The organism is Acinetobacter modestus (assembly GCF_014636095.1).
Taxonomy (GTDB): domain Bacteria; phylum Pseudomonadota; class Gammaproteobacteria; order Pseudomonadales; family Moraxellaceae; genus Acinetobacter; species Acinetobacter modestus.
This window is the reverse complement of record NZ_BMDV01000002.1, coordinates 775124-793264: the sequence shown is the minus strand read 5'-3', so window position 1 is coordinate 793264 and position 18141 is coordinate 775124. Positions and strand designations below refer to the sequence as shown.

General features: G+C 37.6%; 16 protein-coding genes. 2 read left to right on the top strand and 14 right to left on the bottom strand.

Features of this window, described 5'->3' with window-relative positions; genetic code table 11:
- Positions 1-15: 15 nt before the first annotated feature.
- Positions 16-1215: an acyl-CoA dehydrogenase family protein gene (locus tag IEV17_RS08005; protein ID WP_004662043.1), complete on the top strand. Its 1200-nt coding sequence runs from the start codon at positions 16-18 to the stop codon at positions 1213-1215.
- Positions 1216-1719: 504 nt separating this feature from the next.
- Here IEV17_RS08005 and gorA read toward each other — a convergent pair.
- Together gorA and IEV17_RS07995 are read right to left on the bottom strand one after the other, a co-directional pair.
- Positions 1720-3072, bottom strand: coding sequence for a glutathione-disulfide reductase (gene gorA, locus IEV17_RS08000; protein ID WP_004662042.1), 1353 nt, complete (start codon positions 3070-3072; stop codon positions 1720-1722).
- A 159-nt stretch (positions 3073-3231) separates the two neighbouring features.
- A complete protein-coding gene (locus IEV17_RS07995; RefSeq protein ID WP_034601348.1) occupies positions 3232-4476 on the bottom strand; it encodes an alkane 1-monooxygenase in 1245 nt (414 codons plus the stop codon).
- Between the two features lie 190 nt (positions 4477-4666).
- On the opposite strand from IEV17_RS07995, the gene IEV17_RS07990 reads away from it, so the two are divergent.
- A complete protein-coding gene (locus IEV17_RS07990) occupies positions 4667-5599 on the top strand; it encodes an AraC family transcriptional regulator (protein WP_004662040.1) in 933 nt (310 codons plus the stop codon).
- A gap of 47 nt (positions 5600-5646) precedes the next feature.
- Here IEV17_RS07990 and lpxA read toward each other — a convergent pair whose 3' ends face one another.
- The 12 genes from lpxA to rimO form a co-directional block, all read right to left on the bottom strand.
- A complete protein-coding gene (lpxA, locus tag IEV17_RS07985) occupies positions 5647-6435 on the bottom strand; it encodes an acyl-ACP--UDP-N-acetylglucosamine O-acyltransferase (protein ID WP_004662039.1) in 789 nt (262 codons plus the stop codon).
- Positions 6432-6917 carry a 3-hydroxyacyl-ACP dehydratase FabZ gene (gene fabZ / locus IEV17_RS07980; RefSeq protein ID WP_004662038.1) on the bottom strand — a complete coding sequence of 162 codons (486 nt, stop codon included), beginning with the start codon at positions 6915-6917 and terminating at the stop codon, positions 6432-6434. Before fabZ ends, lpxA begins: the two co-directional genes overlap by 4 nt.
- Before the next feature lie 6 nt (positions 6918-6923).
- Positions 6924-7994: a UDP-3-O-(3-hydroxymyristoyl)glucosamine N-acyltransferase gene (lpxD, locus tag IEV17_RS07975; protein ID WP_004662036.1), complete on the bottom strand. Its 1071-nt coding sequence runs from the start codon at positions 7992-7994 to the stop codon at positions 6924-6926.
- A gap of 3 nt (positions 7995-7997) precedes the next feature.
- The gene (locus IEV17_RS07970; RefSeq protein WP_004662035.1) at positions 7998-8498 is read right to left on the bottom strand and encodes an OmpH family outer membrane protein; all 501 of its coding nucleotides are present in this window, start codon (positions 8496-8498) and stop codon (positions 7998-8000) included.
- Positions 8499-8538: 40 nt separating this feature from the next.
- Positions 8539-11112 (bottom strand): outer membrane protein assembly factor BamA, encoded by a 2574-nt coding sequence (gene bamA / locus IEV17_RS07965; protein ID WP_004662034.1) that lies wholly within the window; start codon positions 11110-11112, stop codon positions 8539-8541.
- Between the two features lie 34 nt (positions 11113-11146).
- Positions 11147-12502: an RIP metalloprotease RseP gene (gene rseP, locus IEV17_RS07960; protein ID WP_004662033.1), complete on the bottom strand. Its 1356-nt coding sequence runs from the start codon at positions 12500-12502 to the stop codon at positions 11147-11149.
- Positions 12503-12507: 5 nt separating this feature from the next.
- Complete coding sequence (gene ispC, locus IEV17_RS07955; protein WP_004662032.1) at positions 12508-13704, bottom strand: 1-deoxy-D-xylulose-5-phosphate reductoisomerase; 1197 nt, start codon at positions 13702-13704, stop codon at positions 12508-12510.
- Entirely contained in the window at positions 13705-14532 is an 828-nt protein-coding gene (locus IEV17_RS07950; RefSeq protein WP_004662030.1) for a phosphatidate cytidylyltransferase, read from the bottom strand.
- A 2-nt stretch (positions 14533-14534) separates the two neighbouring features.
- Positions 14535-15284: a polyprenyl diphosphate synthase gene (gene uppS / locus IEV17_RS07945; protein WP_004662029.1), complete on the bottom strand. Its 750-nt coding sequence runs from the start codon at positions 15282-15284 to the stop codon at positions 14535-14537.
- A gap of 4 nt (positions 15285-15288) precedes the next feature.
- Complete coding sequence (gene frr / locus IEV17_RS07940) at positions 15289-15843, bottom strand: ribosome recycling factor (RefSeq protein ID WP_004662028.1); 555 nt, start codon at positions 15841-15843, stop codon at positions 15289-15291.
- A gap of 77 nt (positions 15844-15920) precedes the next feature.
- Positions 15921-16649, bottom strand: coding sequence for a UMP kinase (gene pyrH, locus IEV17_RS07935; RefSeq protein WP_004662027.1), 729 nt, complete (start codon positions 16647-16649; stop codon positions 15921-15923).
- A gap of 51 nt (positions 16650-16700) precedes the next feature.
- Positions 16701-18044 (bottom strand): 30S ribosomal protein S12 methylthiotransferase RimO, encoded by a 1344-nt coding sequence (rimO, locus tag IEV17_RS07930; RefSeq protein ID WP_004662025.1) that lies wholly within the window; start codon positions 18042-18044, stop codon positions 16701-16703.
- Positions 18045-18141 lie beyond the last annotated feature (97 nt).

Sequence of the window (18141 nt, the reverse complement as noted above, 5' to 3'; positions counted from 1 at the left end):
TTTTGGAGAAGAAGAATGAACTTACAAAATCCGAAAAAATTTAAAATGTTGGTTGATCAGGCGCATGAAACAGCATTGAATGTATTACGTCCTATTTCACGTAAATATGACAAAGCAGAACATGCATATCCTAAAGAACTCGATATGCTCGCTGCGCTATTAGATGGCATGAATGAAAGTGGCGAAGGTGTCGGTGCAGCCAATGCGAGTAAACGAGGTACAGCGAACCCAGATGCCATTGTGAATGGCGGCAACATGTCTGCAGCGCTTGGCATTATTGAAATGTGTTATGGTGATACAGGCTTACTACTTAGTATGCCACGTCAAGGCTTAGGCAACTCTGCCATTGCAGCAGTTGCGAATGATGAACAACTTGAACGTTTCAAAGGAACTTGGGCTGCTATGGCGATTACTGAACCTGGTTGTGGTTCAGACTCAGCGGCTATTCGTACAACAGCAACGAAAGATGGTGATGATTACATCTTAAATGGAGAAAAAATCTTTGTCACTTCTGGTGATCGTGCAGACTCAGTTGTGGTTTGGGCAACACTAGATAAAAAGCTTGGTCGTGCAGCAATCAAATCTTTCGTCGTGCCAAAAGGTACGGCTGGCATGAAAGTCGAGCGTCTTGAACATAAACTTGGAATCAAAGCTTCTGACACAGCCGTGATTAGTTTTATTGACTGTCGTGTACCTGCTGCAAATTTATTGGGTAATCCAGAAATTGATGTTGCTAAAGGTTTTGCTGGTGTTATGGAAACTTTTGATAACACTCGTCCACTTGTTGCAGCCATGGCAATCGGCTGTGCAAAGGCATCTTTAGAACGTATTAAAGAAATTTTTAAAGATCAGCTTGATCCAGACTACAAAACGCCTTATTTGCAAACCTCGAATTTAGCTGCTCAAATCTATCGTATGGAAGCTGAGTGGGAAGCTGCTCGCCTACTTATGATTAAAGCAACATGGATGGCTGACAATAAAAAGCCCAACTCTAAAGAAGCTTCCATTGCTAAAGCAAAAGCTGGGCGTGTAGGTAATGAAATTACTCTCAAATGCGTTGAATTAGCTGCAAGCGTTGGCTATGGTGAAGATGAGTTATTAGAGAAATGGGCACGTGACTCAAAAATCCTTGATATTTTTGAAGGTACACAACAGATTCAACAGCTGATTATTGCTCGTCGTGAACTGGGTAAATCTTCGAGTGAATTAAAGTAATTTAATTAATAAGACGCGGATTGGGAAAGACTAGAAAGTCTTTCCCAATGATTGCTAAAATTACATCATTCATCTTTTTAATAGAGTTGTTTATCGATAAAGAGCTAAATTTGTACTTTCCCTCTAGTTTTAATTTAATTTTTTTAGTAATTTAAAATCAGATACTTATTAAATATTTAAATTATTATGATTATCACAAAAAATTTAAGTCGATCAAAGTTAATTCGATTAATGGGACTATTACCATTTATTTTATTTCCTATACTCTCAAAAAAGTTGGTTGATCAAGGTTTGATAAATTTTAATTTATTGATCTTGATAACAATACTTACAGGTGCTTTATTGGCTTTAATAACAAGTCAGCTCCTCAAATATTTTAAAATAGAATAATAAATATTAAACATAGGGACTCTATAAATACTTGTTTTATTAAATGATCTAGATTTCATTGATGCTCAATAAATCATATCAAAACACAATCTAGATCTAGACAAACAATTATCTCTATCGCATCGTCACAAACTCTTCTGCTGAGGTAGGATGAATTGCAACAGTATTATCAAAGTCTTTTTTCGTCGCTCCCATTTTTAAAGCAACAGCAAAACCCTGAAGAATTTCATCCATTCCAAAACCGATACCGTGGATACCGACAATTTTTTCATTTTCACCCACACAGACTAGCTTCATTTTGGTCGGCTGACGATGTTGCGTAATGGCGCTATACATCGCAGTAAATGATGAATTATAAACTTTCACAGCTTGCTGACCATATTTCTCAATCGCTTCTTGCTCAGTTATCCCTACTGTTCCAATCGGAGGATGGCTGAAAACAACCGTTGGAATATTATCGTAATCTAAATGCTCATCTGGCTTATGATTGAATAATCGCTCAGACAATTTACGACCCGCTGCAACTGCGACAGGTGTAAGCTCCATTTTCCCTGTAATATCTCCCACCGCATAAATGCCTGTTTGGGATGTATTCTGGAATTTATCGACTTGAATATATCCTCGATCATCGAGCTGTATATTGGCTTTTTCTAAATTCAAGCTCGCCGTATTTGGCTCACGGCCTGTTGCCCAAATTAAGCAGTCGACAGTATGACTTTCACCATTTTCTAAATGAAGCACTACAGAGCCATCGGCATTCTTGGTAACTTTTTTAGGAACAGCTTGTGTATGTATAGTAATTCCATCTGTCTGCATCACTTCAACCAAAGTTTCACTCAAGAAAGAATCAAAACGTCGAACAGGTAGATCTTTACGAATAAATAATCCAACTTGTGAACCTAAAGAATTGAGTACCCCTGCCAACTCAACTGCAATATAACCCGAACCAATCACGGCAGTAGTTTTAGGTAAAGCAGTTAGCTCAAAGAAACCATTCGAATCAATGCCATATTCAACACCATCAATATCAGGCAATGATGGCTGTGTCCCCGTTGCAATCAGGATATGATCTGCTGTGAATTTCTCACCGTTGACTTCGATAGTATTTTTATCAATAAAATGAGCCGCACCATGAATAAGATCAATCTTATTATTACTTAGGCTATTTTGATAGGACTGATGAATACGATTGATATAAGCCTGTCTATTGTTAATTAAAGTCTGCCAATCGAAAGATTCAACTTTACTGTTAAAGCCATAATCAGGACCATATTTTTGAATTGATTCAGCAATATGTGCTGCATACCACATGACTTTTTTAGGCACACAGCCGACATTGACGCAGGTGCCACCTATTTCAGCTTTCTCAATGAGAGCACATTTTTTTCCATACATTGCAGCACGATTGACTGATGCAATTCCACCACTACCACCACCAATCGCAATATAGTCATAATGTTTTGTCATCATCGCCTCATAAAATCAATTGCAAGATTCTTGTTTGTTCTAACGTATAGATATACAGCAACAAAGTATAAAAGCCGTTGTTTTTTTAAATTTTTTATACAAGAAAATAAAAAGGCACTGATGATGACTCATCAGTGCCTTGCTTTGGGAAAACTTTGATTATTCAGCAGTCACAGCTTCAATCTGAACCTGTTCTAAAGACTGATCAACCACACCAAATTTCTTAAATAGTTTTGCACGACGTTTTGGATAGATATTGGCTTTATTCAAGTCACCTTTGTAGTGATCAAATACACGCTTATCCATCATTTTTGACCATAGTGGTGGAATTAATGCTGGTAATAACATTGTTGCATAACCACTAGGTAATTCTGGTGCTTCATCAAAATGGCGCAGTGCTTGGAATGGACGTGTTGGATAAGCATGATGATCTGAATGACGCTGTAATTGATACAAGAATAAATTAGTCACAATATTGTTATTGTTCCAGCTATGCTCTGGCATCGTACGTTCATATTTACCATTTTTATCTTTTTGACGTTTTAAACCATAATGTTCAATATAATTAATGATTTCAAACAAGCTAATACCGTAAAAAGCTTGAGTTGCTAAATAAGGAATTACACCTTTACCAAATAATCCAATCATTGAACCATGAAAAGCAGCACTCATTCCCCAGCCTTGCAATAATTCATTTTCAGTAGACCAGAATTCTTTACCTTTACGTTTCAAACGATTAGTTTCAATTTCAATAGCAGATTTGAAAGAACCAATTACTGTACGTGGCCAGAACTCATAGAATGTTTCACCCATTTGTGAAGATGCTGGATCTTCAGGTGTCGCAGCACGTTTATGGTGTCCATATGGATGTTCTACACGGAAGTGATTATATCCTGTTGGTACAAGAGCAAGATGAGAAAGAATATGATCTATACGCTCATGTTTATGGCTAAGCTCATGTGCAGTATTGATTGCGATACCATTGATCGCACCCATTGAGATACCCAACAAGATTTTATCGATAAAAGAAGTTTCTTTACGGCTAGATAAATAACATGCGTAAAAATTAGCTGCATATTGTAATGGAAGAAAGCTTTTAACTAAGCGTGAATAATAGGGATCTTTTTCAAGTAGTTTAATATCTTCATCAGTTGGGTTATTTGCATCTTTTCCAATCAATGTGTCAATTGCTGGAATAACGATGTGCAAAACAATTGGCCCACCTAATGCAAAGATTTTTTTCAATGGACGAGGCGCAAATTGATAACCTGCTAAAATACCAATGCCAATTGCAGGTAAAGCTGGGCTAATTGCCCATAAATAACGTTTACGATCCAATTCAGTTTTCGATTTTGGAATGCTTACTGGCGTAAGTTCTTGCTCAACATTTACTGGTGCATTCATCATCTTATCCATGTCTTTGTATATATATGTATATTTTGATGAATTATGAATTTCATGACAGTTGCAAGCGTCCAAAAAACCTATGTGAAAGTCTTTGGCATAATCTTCCATGTTTTTGTCCTAAAAACACATATTGAGTTATTAGGATAGCTCTCTATAATTTACAATGAATACATAATTTAAAAATCATATGGATGCTTTAAGTAAAATATTTGCTGATATTCATTTAAACCATACGGAATATATCTACTTGAAAACTCAAGGAGAATGGAGTTTTACGTGCCAAGATCAAACAGCACTTATCGTATACATTGTTTTAGTTGGTTCAGTTTTCATTCAAATTGATTCACAAAATAGTTTAACTGCTCATGCTGGTGAAATTGTCCTAATTCCTTCTGGAACAGCGCATACGGGTGCAGATAACTCCATCACAAAGCTTGTGAACGCAGTCGATATTTCAAAATTGTTTGATGGGCATAAAGAAGATGCTATTGAATTCGGTACAGATTCGTCAGAGAAAAATCTTATTTTAAGTGTTCGTTGTCAGATTGACACCATCATGGCACGCCCTTTTATTCAAGCGTTACCTTCAATCATTCATATTCAACACGGAGAAAATACAGCACCTGAATGGTTACAAATTGGTTTGCACTTTTTAGCATTAGAGACACAAAATATTCAGGCAGGCAGAGATATTATTATTGATCATCTTGTAAATATTTTATTGATCAAATGTATAAGAGATCATATTCAACAGATCTCAAATCAACATGGATGGCTAAGTGCTTTAAATCATCCTGAGCTCAGCAATAGCCTTGCTGCAATTCATAACCATCCTGAAGATGCATGGACGGTTGAAGCCCTTGCAGAACAATGCTGCATGTCGCGTTCAAAATTTGCAAGTTTATTTCATGAGGTGATCGGAGAATCTCCGTTGGCTTATCTACAACAACATCGTATGCGCTTAGCGAGCCAGTATTTACGTAAAAGTAATTATTCCATTCATCTGATTGCAAATAAAGTGGGCTATTCTTCTGAAACAGCCTTTAGCCAAGCATTCAAACGAACTTTTGAAGTATCACCCAAGCAATATCGACAACAATTTATCGAAGCAGAAAATTAGAAAATAAAAAAAAGACACCTCGGTGTCTTTTTTTTATTTTCTAAATTTTAACGGACAATACCGCGTGTAGACTTTTCTAGTGAATCAATAAACAATTGTGCTTCAGGCGTCTTGGTCAGTATGTCGCTACGAATCTGCTCAATGGCTTGCTCAGTGGTTAAACCAGCCTTATAAATCAGCTTGTACGCTTCTCTTAAACCTTGAATCGTATCTCGAGTCCAACCTTTACGTCGCATGCCTTCAATATTCATACCGTAAGCATGTGCAGGATTACCAGATGCCATCACGTAAGCAGGAACGTCCTTAAGAATTAAAGCTGCTCCACCAATCATGCTGTATGAATCAATACGGCAGAACTGATGAATACCCGCATTACCACCTACAATAACATGATTACCTACATGGACATGACCTGCAACGCCCACATTATTGGCAAAAATATTGTGATCACCAATTACACAATCATGCGCGATATGGGTATTCACCATGAATAAGTTATGACTGCCAATTTTTGTTATTGCATTATCCTGAACCGTACCTCTATGCAAAGTACAATGTTCACGAATAAAGTTATTATCCCCTATTTCTAGCCATGTCTCTTCACCTTGATACTTTAAATCTTGGCAAATTTCACCGACACTCGAAAACTGAAAAATATCATTATTTTTTCCAATTTTCGTAAAACCGCCAATTACCACATGTGAACGTAATTTAGTCCCAGCATCAATCGTTACATTCGGACCAACAATACAATAAGGTCCAATGTGTACATCAGATGCAATTTCTGCAGATGGGTCAATAATTGCGGTTGGGTGAATTAGGTTTTGACTACTCATGTCTGCTCAATTTTTTGGTGGGAAATAATGATCTCTGCTGTTGCAGCGACAATACCGTCGACACTAGCCTTACAATTGTACTTGTAAATGCCACGTTTTTGCATCACTAGTTCTGATTTTAAGACAAGCTGGTCACCAGCAACAACTTGTTTCTTAAATCTTACTTTTTCTGCGCCAGCAAATAAGAACAATGATCCTTCTTTTGGCTTTTGATTTGTCAATACAAAGCCTAATATTCCTGATACCTGTGCGAGAGCTTCAATAATCAACACACCCGGCATAATTGGGTATGTCGGGAAATGCCCTTGCAAAAACTCTTCATTAATAGAGACATTTTTATAGCCGACAATACTATTCTCAGTTATTTCTGTAACTCTATCAACAAGTAAAAAAGGATAACGATGCGGTAAATATTCACGAATCGTAAGAATATCCATGGGTAATGCAGGCATTGTAAATGCTGGAGATGTAGACTCAGTCATAATAAATTATTTACGTAACTTAAAGGTTGATTCAAGGGACTCTAATTGAGCTTGCATATGATCAAGCCTTTTAGTGATTTGGGTCAATGGCACATCTGCTAATTGTCTTAGGCGAACAATTGTCTTTTTCCAATGACTATTTTCAAACAATCCCATTCCAGAAGAATACGTTCCAGGTTCAGAAATATTTTTTGTGACCATTGACATTGCAGTAAGAGTGACATTATCGGTAATTTCAAGATGACCAACAACCCCTGATGCTCCACCCATGATACAGTTTTTGCCAATTTTAGCACTTCCTGCAATTCCACAATTCGCTGCAATCGCAGTGTTCTCTCCAATTTGAACATTGTGAGCAATTTGCACAAGGTTATCAATAATGACGCCATCTGCTAAAATTGTGTCATCTAATGCGCCACGATCAATACTACAATTTGAACCAATACGGACATCATTACCGATTCTTACCGAACCGAGTTGAGCAATACGGTGCCATTTTCCTTGATAAGGTGCAAAACCAAAACCTTCTGATCCAACCACAGTATTCGCATGAATACGCACCCGATCTTTTAACTTTGCACCACCAGTAATCGTGACATGCGCATCAATGAAACAGTCATTACCAATTTCAACTTCATCATCAATAAAAGCATGTGCTTGGATAATTGTATTATGTCCAATAACACAATGCTCACCAATGACAGCATAGTGCCCTATATAAGCATTATCAGCCACAATTGCAGAAGGATGAATTTGAGCAGTACTTTCGATACCTCTTTGAAAAATTTTCTTCTCAAATAAATGTGTAAGAGTTGCAAAAGCGAGATAAGGATTTTCTACAACGATAAAATTTTGCTTCGATGATAATTGTTGTTTTAATGCAGTTGTCACAATATAAACACCTGCTTCGCTTGCTTCAGCTTGTGCTAAATATTTTTCACCATTTACAAAACAAATGTGATGATTTTGTGCCTGTTCCAAACTAGACAAATTAGAAATCTTAAAATCTTTATCACCAAAAAGCTCACCTTTTACAAGATGAGCTATTTCTTCTAAACGATAACTACGTCTATTCATTGATTATTTCAGTGCGTTAACCTTTTGGATCATTTTATCAGTTAAATCATACTGAGCGTCAGAGGCAATTGTTGAATTTTTATTCAAAATAAGATCTAAATTATTTTCTTTTCTTAATTGCTCAGCTGCTTGCTTCACTTTTCCTTCAAATGCAGTGTTCATTGACTGCAATGTAGACTGTACTTTAGTCTGTAAGCCCTGTTGAGTTGTATTGAACTCATTTAACTTAGCTTGATACAGTGCAGTCATTTTTTGAATATCAGCTTGATTCATCTTAGGACCATCGGTTTGCGCTTTTTGCTGCATAGTTTCCAATTCTTTACCTAATTGTTCTAATCGCGTCGATGTTGGTTTAACTGATTGGCCAAGAGCAGCATTTTGTTGTTTAAGATATGTGCTACTTTCAACTACGCGAGCTAGATCAACAACACCTATACCAGCAGCATTCGTCATAGCAGAAACCGTTAAGCCTAAGCCTAACATCAACATCGTTAATTTTTTCATTATTTCGTCCTTTTATATTTTAAGAGCTTAAGGGCCATACTTAGAAAGTACGACCAATTTCGAATTGAATAGATTTGGTATTATCGCCACTCTTATCATTAAGCGGATAAGCATAACTTAATGATAATGGACCAATCATTGTAATCCATGTGAAACCTGCACCAACGCTATAACGCATATTGCCAAAATCGAACTTGTAGTTATCATTACAATATTGTTTGATATCAACAGTATTACCACTTACCAGAATATTACCACTTGGTACATTACATTGTGTATCAAATACTTGAGCACCCTCTGCAAAAAGCACAGGTCGAACTTGACGTGTCCAATCACCCTTAAATGGTAAAGGTAATGCTAACTCTGTTCCAAATTGAACTAATGCGTTCCCCCCAACTTCTTCTGGGCTCGGGTCATTTTTACCAGTTGCTTGGAAGATAACACTTGGGTATTTAGGTCCCAGTGAACTATTGTCATAACCACGAACAGATCCATACCCCCCCGCATAGAAGTTTTTATAGAATGGAAGATCGTTACCATAACCTAGTTTACCGTAGCCTCTAAGCACAAAACCCATAGGTAATGATTTGAATGCTTGAGCATCATAAGTCATTTTCTGATAATCAACATCACTACCAGGAAGCCCTACTTCTAGCCCCACACGATGAGACATACCTGATGTCGGGAAAAGTGGTCTATTTAAAGTATTATATGACCAACCTAAATTCAAAGTATAAGTTAGAAACTCACCTTCAAAGGCGTTACCATATTCTTTTAAACTAATTTTATTAAAAGACTTGTCTACACAGTTAATTGGTAGGTCATATCCTTCAGGAATTGTACCTGGTGTTGGATTACCTTTCTGAGCATCAATTTCTCTTTGAGATTTGTAATCACCATCACAGAAAGAACCTGTTCCTGTTTGTTTCCCACCATTAGCCAACAAATAATCACGAATATAAGTAGAAACGTTAGGACCTGTTCTTACTTTAGTTTGATCAATACCTAATGACGCACTAACACTTTGATTTTCATCAATTGGATAACCAAAACTCAAACTACCACCAATACTATCAGTAACATAGTTATTAACGTTATAGTTCTCGCTCAACTTCGTTTTTCGATAGTAGACGTTGTAACCACGACTTACACCATCAATGGTAAAGTATGGGTCTGTCACACTTAAGTTATAATAGTCTTGTGTTTCTGAACGGGATAAATCAATCGCAACGCGGTTTCCAGTACCCATAAAATTGGTTTGGCTTAAACCTGCTTGGAAAGTAATACCACCATTCTGAGAATAACCGACCGCAAGTGTAGTTGTACCAGAGTGTTGCTCTTCGACATTAATATTTAAATCAACTTGGTCTGGTGAATTAGGTACACGAACAGGTTTTACATCAACAGTTTTAAAGAAACCTGTGCGTTCTAAACGTACTTTCGACAAATCAATTTTTTCATTGCTCGCTAAAGCGCCTTCCATTTGACGCATTTCACGACGTAATACATCATCAGCTGTTTTAGTATTACCAGTAAAATTAATACGACGAACAGTGACTTGCTGACCAGGATTAATATAATAGTTTAGATTCACAATGCCTGTTTGATTATTAATTTCAGGCACAACATTCACTTCCGCATAGTAGTAACCTGCATTACCATACTTGCGAAGTAGTAACTGCTTAACAGCATTTACTTTTTCTTGTGAATAAGTTTCACCATCTTTATATAATTTTAATGCTTTTAATTCTTCAGGTTTATAGAGTGCATCGCCTAAGAATTTGGTTTCACCAAACTTAAACTGAGTGCCTTCATCAACTGAAACCTCAATAAAGATATGTTTTTTATCTTCACTGATGTTGAGTTGTGAATTGATAATATTAAAGTTGATATAACCTTTATTTAAATATAGAGCTCGTAACGCTTCTAAGCTTGCTGCCATTTTTTCACGTGCATAGCGATCATTACGTGTAACAATAGAAGCCCAACCGCTTTCTTTAACTGCAAAAGCTTGCTTAATATCACTATCATTAAATACAGTATTACCAATGATATTAATATCAAATACTTTTGCAGCAGTACCTTCATTAAAATTAAGCTTGAGTTCTACACGGTTATTTGGTCTAGCAACCGTATCAATCGTTACATCTGCATCATAACGACCTTGCTGAGTATATTGTTGTTCAAGCTCAGTCTCAATAATCTGTAATGCAGATTTCTTGAAAACTTCCCCTTCAGCAATACCCATCTTTTTTAAGCCTTGTTCTAAGGCTTCTTTAGGGATAAGTTTATTACCTTTGAATTCCAATTTTGAAATGATTGGACGCTCTACAACTTTAAACACCAATACGTCTTTTTCTTTATAGGCTTTAATGTCATCAAATAGACCTGAAGCATATAAAGTACGGATCGCCTCAGCAATCATTGGATCGCTTACTCTATCGCCACTATTTATTGGTAACATAGAATAGATACTTGCAGGTGTTAAACGCACGAGGCCATCAATTCGTATATCTTGTGCAAGAAACTCATCTGCTGCGTATGCTTGTTGTACCACTGCCATCGCACTAACCAGTGCCAAAGGCATTAATAAATGTGTGTGACGCATGCCCATATATTTTCCAGTAAGTTAAATTCCGTTTGCGTTTTTATAAACGCATGAAGTCGTTAAATAAAGCCAAAAGCATCATGCTACCGAGCAGTACCATACCAACTTTTAGACCAAACATCTGTATTTGTTCAGAAACAGGTTTACCACGTATTGCTTCAATAAAGTAATAAACTAAATGACCGCCATCAAGCATCGGAATTGGTAATAAATTTAAAATTCCTAAACTAACACTCATCAATGCCATAAAAGAAATAAAGGTTTGCCACCCCATTTCAGCACTCTGTCCTGCAACTTTAGCAATCGTAATAGGACCTGATAAGTTATCCAATCCAATTAGTCCACGTACCATTTTAGTAATCGAACTAAAAATCATACCTGACAATTGTGTTGTTTTTTCAACAGCAACGCCGAAAGCTTCTACAGGTGAATACTGAATGGTTTGTTTATATTCATTCGGAATTGTGATTTTACCTGCATCACTTTTTACTCCAAGAACACCACTTATATTACCCATATTGTCACGCTGACCTTGAGGCATCACTTGTAAATGAACCAGTTTGTCTTGACGTAGCACATCAATATTTAAGAGTTTTTCAGGTGAATTTTGTACAACATCAACGACATCAAACCAATCTTTCATTGCAACGCTATTAATCGCAACAATTTTGTCTCCGACTTTCATACCTTGACGTATTGCAGCACCATCAGTACTCAGTTCTTTTACAATCGCTGGAATCACAGGACGATAAGGTAAAAACCCTAACTCATCTAAAGGCGATTGGTTCTGATCTTTTAGAAAATCTTTGATCGGTAAACTAAACTGTTTTTCAGTTCCAGTACGATCAACAACAATTGAAACTTGGCCTGTCTCTCCAACACGATTAACTAAAGCATAGTTTAGTTTTTCCCATGTTGGTGTCGTTTGACCATCAACCATTACTACTTTATCGCCAACCTGTAAATCGACTTGGGCAGCAGGTGTATTTGGCATGATTTTGCCAATACGGGTATTTAATTGTTCCTGAGCAGGTAAAAACAAAATCCAAAACAATAAAACAGCAAAAATAAGATTAATCAGCGGTCCAGCAGCAACAATTGCAATACGTTTCCAAGGTGACTGACGATTAAACGCATAAGGTAAATCTTGCTCTGCAACATTACCTTCACGTTCATCAAGCATTTTAACGTAACCACCTAACGGCAATGCTGAAAGCTGGTATTGTATACCTGATTTTTTCGATTGCCATTTAAGCAAAGTCGGTCCAAAGCCAATAGAATAGACTAAAACCTTAACGCCTAATTTACGTGCGACCCAATAATGACCAAACTCATGAATCGCAATCAGTGGGCCTAATAATAAAATCGCTGCAACAATCATAAATAGTGCGCTCATACGATTTAACCCCCTATACCCACGATGTACTTCTCTGCAATACCTCTTGCGATCATATCAGTCTGCAAAATGATGTCTATGCTTTCTGCTTTAGCATTTTGTACAGCTTGTAAAGTATGCTCGACCACTTGCGTAATTTCAGTGAATCGAATTTGCCCTTTTAAAAATGCAGCAACCGCAATTTCATTGGCAGCATTCAAAATTGTAGGAGCCAACCCACCCGCACGCATTGCTTGACGAGCTAAACTTAAAGCTGGGAACTTAATATTATCAGGTGCCTGAAAATTTAATTGAACTGTTTCAAACAGATTTAAAGCAGGCACATCCGTCTTTAAGCGTTGCGGCCATGCCAATGCGTGCGCAATTGGCGTACACATGTCTGGGTTACCCATTTGTGCCAAAGTTGATCCATCCACATATTGCACCATGGAATGAATAATACTTTGTGGATGAACAACAACTGTAACAAAATGTTCTGATATTGAAAACAAATGACACGCTTCAATCAATTCCAAACCTTTATTCATCAAAGTCGCTGAATCTACCGAAATTTTTTGCCCCATAGACCAATTTGGATGCTTACAAGCCTGTTGAGGCGTTACATCATATAATTGTTCTAAAGAATGATTAAGAAATGGACCACCAGAAGCTGTTAATAAAACCTGAGACACACCAAGTTGTGGCTCACCTGTTCTCTCAATCTGTAAATAATTGTGTGGTAATGACTGAAAGATCGCATTATGCTCAGAATCGACAGGAAGCAATAAAGCATTATGATCACGTGCTGCCTGCATCATGATGTCACCTGACATCACCAAAGCTTCCTTGTTTGCAAGTAACACACGTTTGCCTGCTTTGACTGCGGCAAGTGTCGGTAATAAGCCAGCAGCACCGACGATTGCAGCCATAACAATATCAACAGCATCACGTTCAGCAATGGCTATCAAACCCGCTTCATCTGTTAAAATTTCAATATTTTTCAGGTTTTCTTGATTTAAACGTTGCTCTAGTTCTAAAGCTTTTATTTTCGGAACAACCACTATTTTAGGGTTGTATTTTTTACATATTTCTACCAGTTCATCTAAACGACTATATGCAGAAACTGCATAAACAGAGTATTGGTCTGGGTGTCGCGCCAATACTTTTAAGGTACTTTGCCCAATAGAGCCCGTAACACCCAATATACAAACAGCCTGTGTCATTTATAGATCTACACCAATAAGTTTTACCAATACATACATACCAGTTGCAAAAATAGGCGCGGCAGCAAGAAGTGAATCAATTCGATCTAATACTCCACCATGCCCAGGAAGTACACGCCCTGAGTCTTTAATCCCTGCACGACGTTTGATCATTGACTCAAACAAGTCACCTAGTACTGATGCAAAAACGGTAATAATAGAAAGAATCAGGAATAAGATAAGCTGTATTACAGTTAAGTTTAAATAGAAATATTGTACAACCAACATAATCACAACTGTTGTTGCAATACCACCATACAATCCCTCAACCGATTTATTTGGGCTTACTGTAGGAGCAAGTTTTCTTTTACCAAATTTACGACCAACAAAATATGCACCACTATCTGCCCCCCAAACTAACAAGAACAAATACATCAGCCACCAAGGTGAGCTATGCCAAACAGCATAAAGTGCAGTCACTGCTGCAGAAATTAGAATAAAACCAATTGCATATAGTGATACATTGTACCAATTATCTGATTCTGGAAAGCTTTTAACCCAGTAAATACTACCTAGCCACGTAAGAATAGATGCTGCCCATAGCAACAATGCAACATCATCAAAAAATAATGCGAGTGTTGAAACTGATGCTACACATATACCATATATCCAAGCCTTAGGTTTTGAAACAATAGCTTCTTTATGAGGCATAAGCTTAAACCACTCATAGCCTGCAACCCCAGCTGCTAAAATCATAAGCACAAACATTGGATAATGTGATTGCGTCGCAAACATGCAACTTAAAACAACAGCAACTAACACCAATGCGGTAATAATCCGCTCTAACATTATTAATTCTCTATTTTCGCTTGTTGAATCTGTTCTGTCGTCTTACCGAAACGTCGTTCACGTCCTGAAAAAACACGAAATGCGTAATCCAACTCTTCGACTGTAAACTCTGGCCATAAAGTTTCTGTAAAATACAATTCTGCATATGCAGCTTGCCACAATAAGAAATTTGAAAGGCGATAATCCCCCCCTGTACGAATCAATAAATCCACAGCAGGCAGGTCATTTAGACTGACATATTTATCAAATAAATCAACATTTATATGATTTGTTTGAACTTTCCCAGCAAGAACATCTTGAGCAATACATTTTGCAGCATGGGCCATGTCCCACATACCACCATAGCTAATCGCAATAGTTAAGGTCATAGAATCAAAGGCTGCTGTTTTTTGTTCTGCATATTTCATCAAATCACTTAAATGATCTGAGAGACGTGATCGGTCACCAATAAAGCGTAGAGCAATATTAAATTTTTCCATACGAGGAAGCTGCTCATGAATCGTATCTTCTAACAACTTCATGAGTAAATCGACTTCATACTGTGGTCGATTCCAGTTTTCACTTGAAAATGCAAAAACCGTTAATGCTTTTACGCCGACACTTTTACAATGCTCGACAATCGGATCCAAGACATTTTTGCCTTCACGATGCCCATCACCTTTTTGCATTTGCATCTTTTTGGCAAAGCGATTGTTGCCATCCATAATGATGGCAACATGCTGAGGAAGAAGTTGATCTTCTTGCAAGGTCATAAAATTAGACCTTCATTAATTCAGCTTCTTTCGCAGCCAAACGCTTTTCTACTTCAGCAACGAATTTATCCGTAATTTTCTGAATATCCTCTGATGCACGGCGATCATCATCTTCAGAAATTTCTTTTTCTTTCAACAATGCTTTGATATCACCTAATACATCACGACGAATGTTTCGAATTGCAACTTTTGCATTCTCAGCTTCAGTACGTGCAACTTTTTGCATATCGCGACGTGTTTCTTCAGTCAATGCAGCCATTGGCACACGAATTGCGTCTGCTGTAATAGGGTTCAATCCTAAACCAGCTTCACGAATTGCTTTATCGATCGCTGAAACCATTGAACGCTCAAATGGTTGTACTAAGAGTGTACGTGAGTCCTCAAGTCCTACGTTTGCAACTTGGTTTAATGGAACATCAGAACCATAGTAAGGAACCATCACACCATTTAAAATAGATGGGTGCGCACGTCCAGTACGAACTTTTGCAAAACCTTGCTCCAAAGAGTCAAGTGTTTTATTCATACGCAGTTCGCTATCTTTTTTGAGATCGTTAATCATATGATCTTCCTTACTTATTCATTAGGTATTACAAAATATTTAGACATTAGTATAAAGCGCTTTATGGCTCACGTACATTAATTCGTAACGTGAGTACCCTCTTTTTCACCCATAACAACAGAAAGTAAAGCACCCGATTTATTCATATCGAATACTTGTAATGGGACATTATGATCACGACATAAGCAAATTGCTGTAAGATCCATCACGCCAAGCTTTTCATCAAGCACTTGATCGAAAGTTAAATTGTCATATTTAACCGCATCATCATATTTACTAGGATCTTTATTATAAACACCATCAACTTTAGTTGCTTTTAAGATGAGGTTTGCTTCAATTTCAATACCACGTAAGCAAGCAGCAGTATCAGTTGTAAAGAATGGATTACCTGTACCCGCAACAAATACACAAACTTCGCCTTGGCTTAGGTGGCGAATTGCATCACGACTTGAGTAAGACTCAACAACCGTGCCAATTGGAAGTGCAGACATTAAACGTGTTTTGATATTACGGCGCACTAATGCATCACGCATTGCCAAACCATTCATTACAGTTGCCAACATCCCCATTTGGTCACCTGTTACGCGACCTACAAGACCATCTTTTTGTAACTGACTACCACGGTATAAGTTACCACCACCAACAACAATACCAACCTGTACACCCAAACCAACCAAGTGTGCAATTGAAAGTGACATCTGATCTAATACTTGGGCATCGATACCCATATCTTTATTGCCTGCTAAAGCTTCACCAGAAAGCTTTAGCAAGATTCGTGCATAACGTGGATTTTTAGAAGCTGACATACCTTTACTCCAAACCGACCAATCTCAAAATTTCTTCAATTTAATTCAATATCAAGCTGATTTAATCTGAATCAACTTAGCAAATAAATCATATTCATCTGCATCCGTGATTTCGACTTCGAGTAAATCACCCGCTTTAATCACATTTTTATCAATATCTTCAACAAATACGTTGCCATCGATTTCTGGTGCATCTGCATATGAACGCGCAACAGCAACTGGAAACTCTTCTTCCAAGCTATCAACCAATACTGTCATCGTCTGACCAATACGTTTTTGTAGTTTTTCAGCAGAAATTGCTTGCTGAACTTCCATGAAACGCTCATAACGATCTTGCTTGATCTCTTCTGGTACATGATCAGGAAGATCATTAGCAGTCGCGCCCTCTACTGGCGAATAAGTAAAACAGCCCACGCGATCTAATTGAGCTTCTTTTAACCATTCTAATAGAATTTGGAAATCTTCTTCAGTTTCACCAGGGAAACCCACAACAAAAGTTGAGCGAATCACCAATTCAGGGCATTTTTCACGCCACAATTTCAGACGCTCTAATGTATTTTCGCTATGGGCTGGTCGCTTCATCAATTTTAAAATGCGCGGACTGGCATGCTGAAAAGGAATATCTAAATATGGCAGGATTTTTCCTTGTGCCATTAGGTCAATGACTGCATCTACATGTGGGTAAGGATAGACATAATGTAAACGCACCCAAATACCAAGCTGACCAAGTGCTTCACACATATCATAGAACTTAGTTTTTACAGGTTGACCATTCCAAAAGTCCAACTTGTATTTGGTATCGACACCATAAGCAGAAGTATCTTGGGAAATAACCAATACTTCTTTTACACCAGCACGTTTGAGTGCTGCTGCTTCATCTAACACACTACCCACAGGACGAGAAACTAAATCACCACGCATACTTGGGATAATGCAGAAAGTACAACGATGGTTACAACCTTCTGATATTTTTAAATAAGCATAATGTTTTGGTGTTAGACGCACACCTTGTTCTGGAACTAGATCAATAAATGGGTTATGTTTTGGAGGCGCTGGTACATATTCATGTACAGCTTCCATTACATCTTGATAAGCTGCCGCCCCTGTAACTTTAAGCACATTTGGGTGCATTTGACGAATTTTATCTTCATCTTTACCTAAGCAACCTGTAACGATCACACGACCGTTTTCGCTCATGGCTTCGCCAATGGCATCTAAAGACTCTTGCACTGCAGATTCAATAAAACCACAGGTGTTAACAACAACCAAATCTGCACCGTCGTAATCTGATGCAACTTGATAACCTTCAGTCTTTAACTGAGTTAAAATTCGTTCAGAATCTACCAATGCCTTAGGACAACCTAAAGATACAAAACCGACTTTGGGGGTCTTCATGAATCTGCGCTCCACTTGAATCGGCGTATTGTATGACTTTTCTTTGCTGCCGCATAGCTACAAAGCCATCTCTTTGTGTAATGCACCAAAATACAAC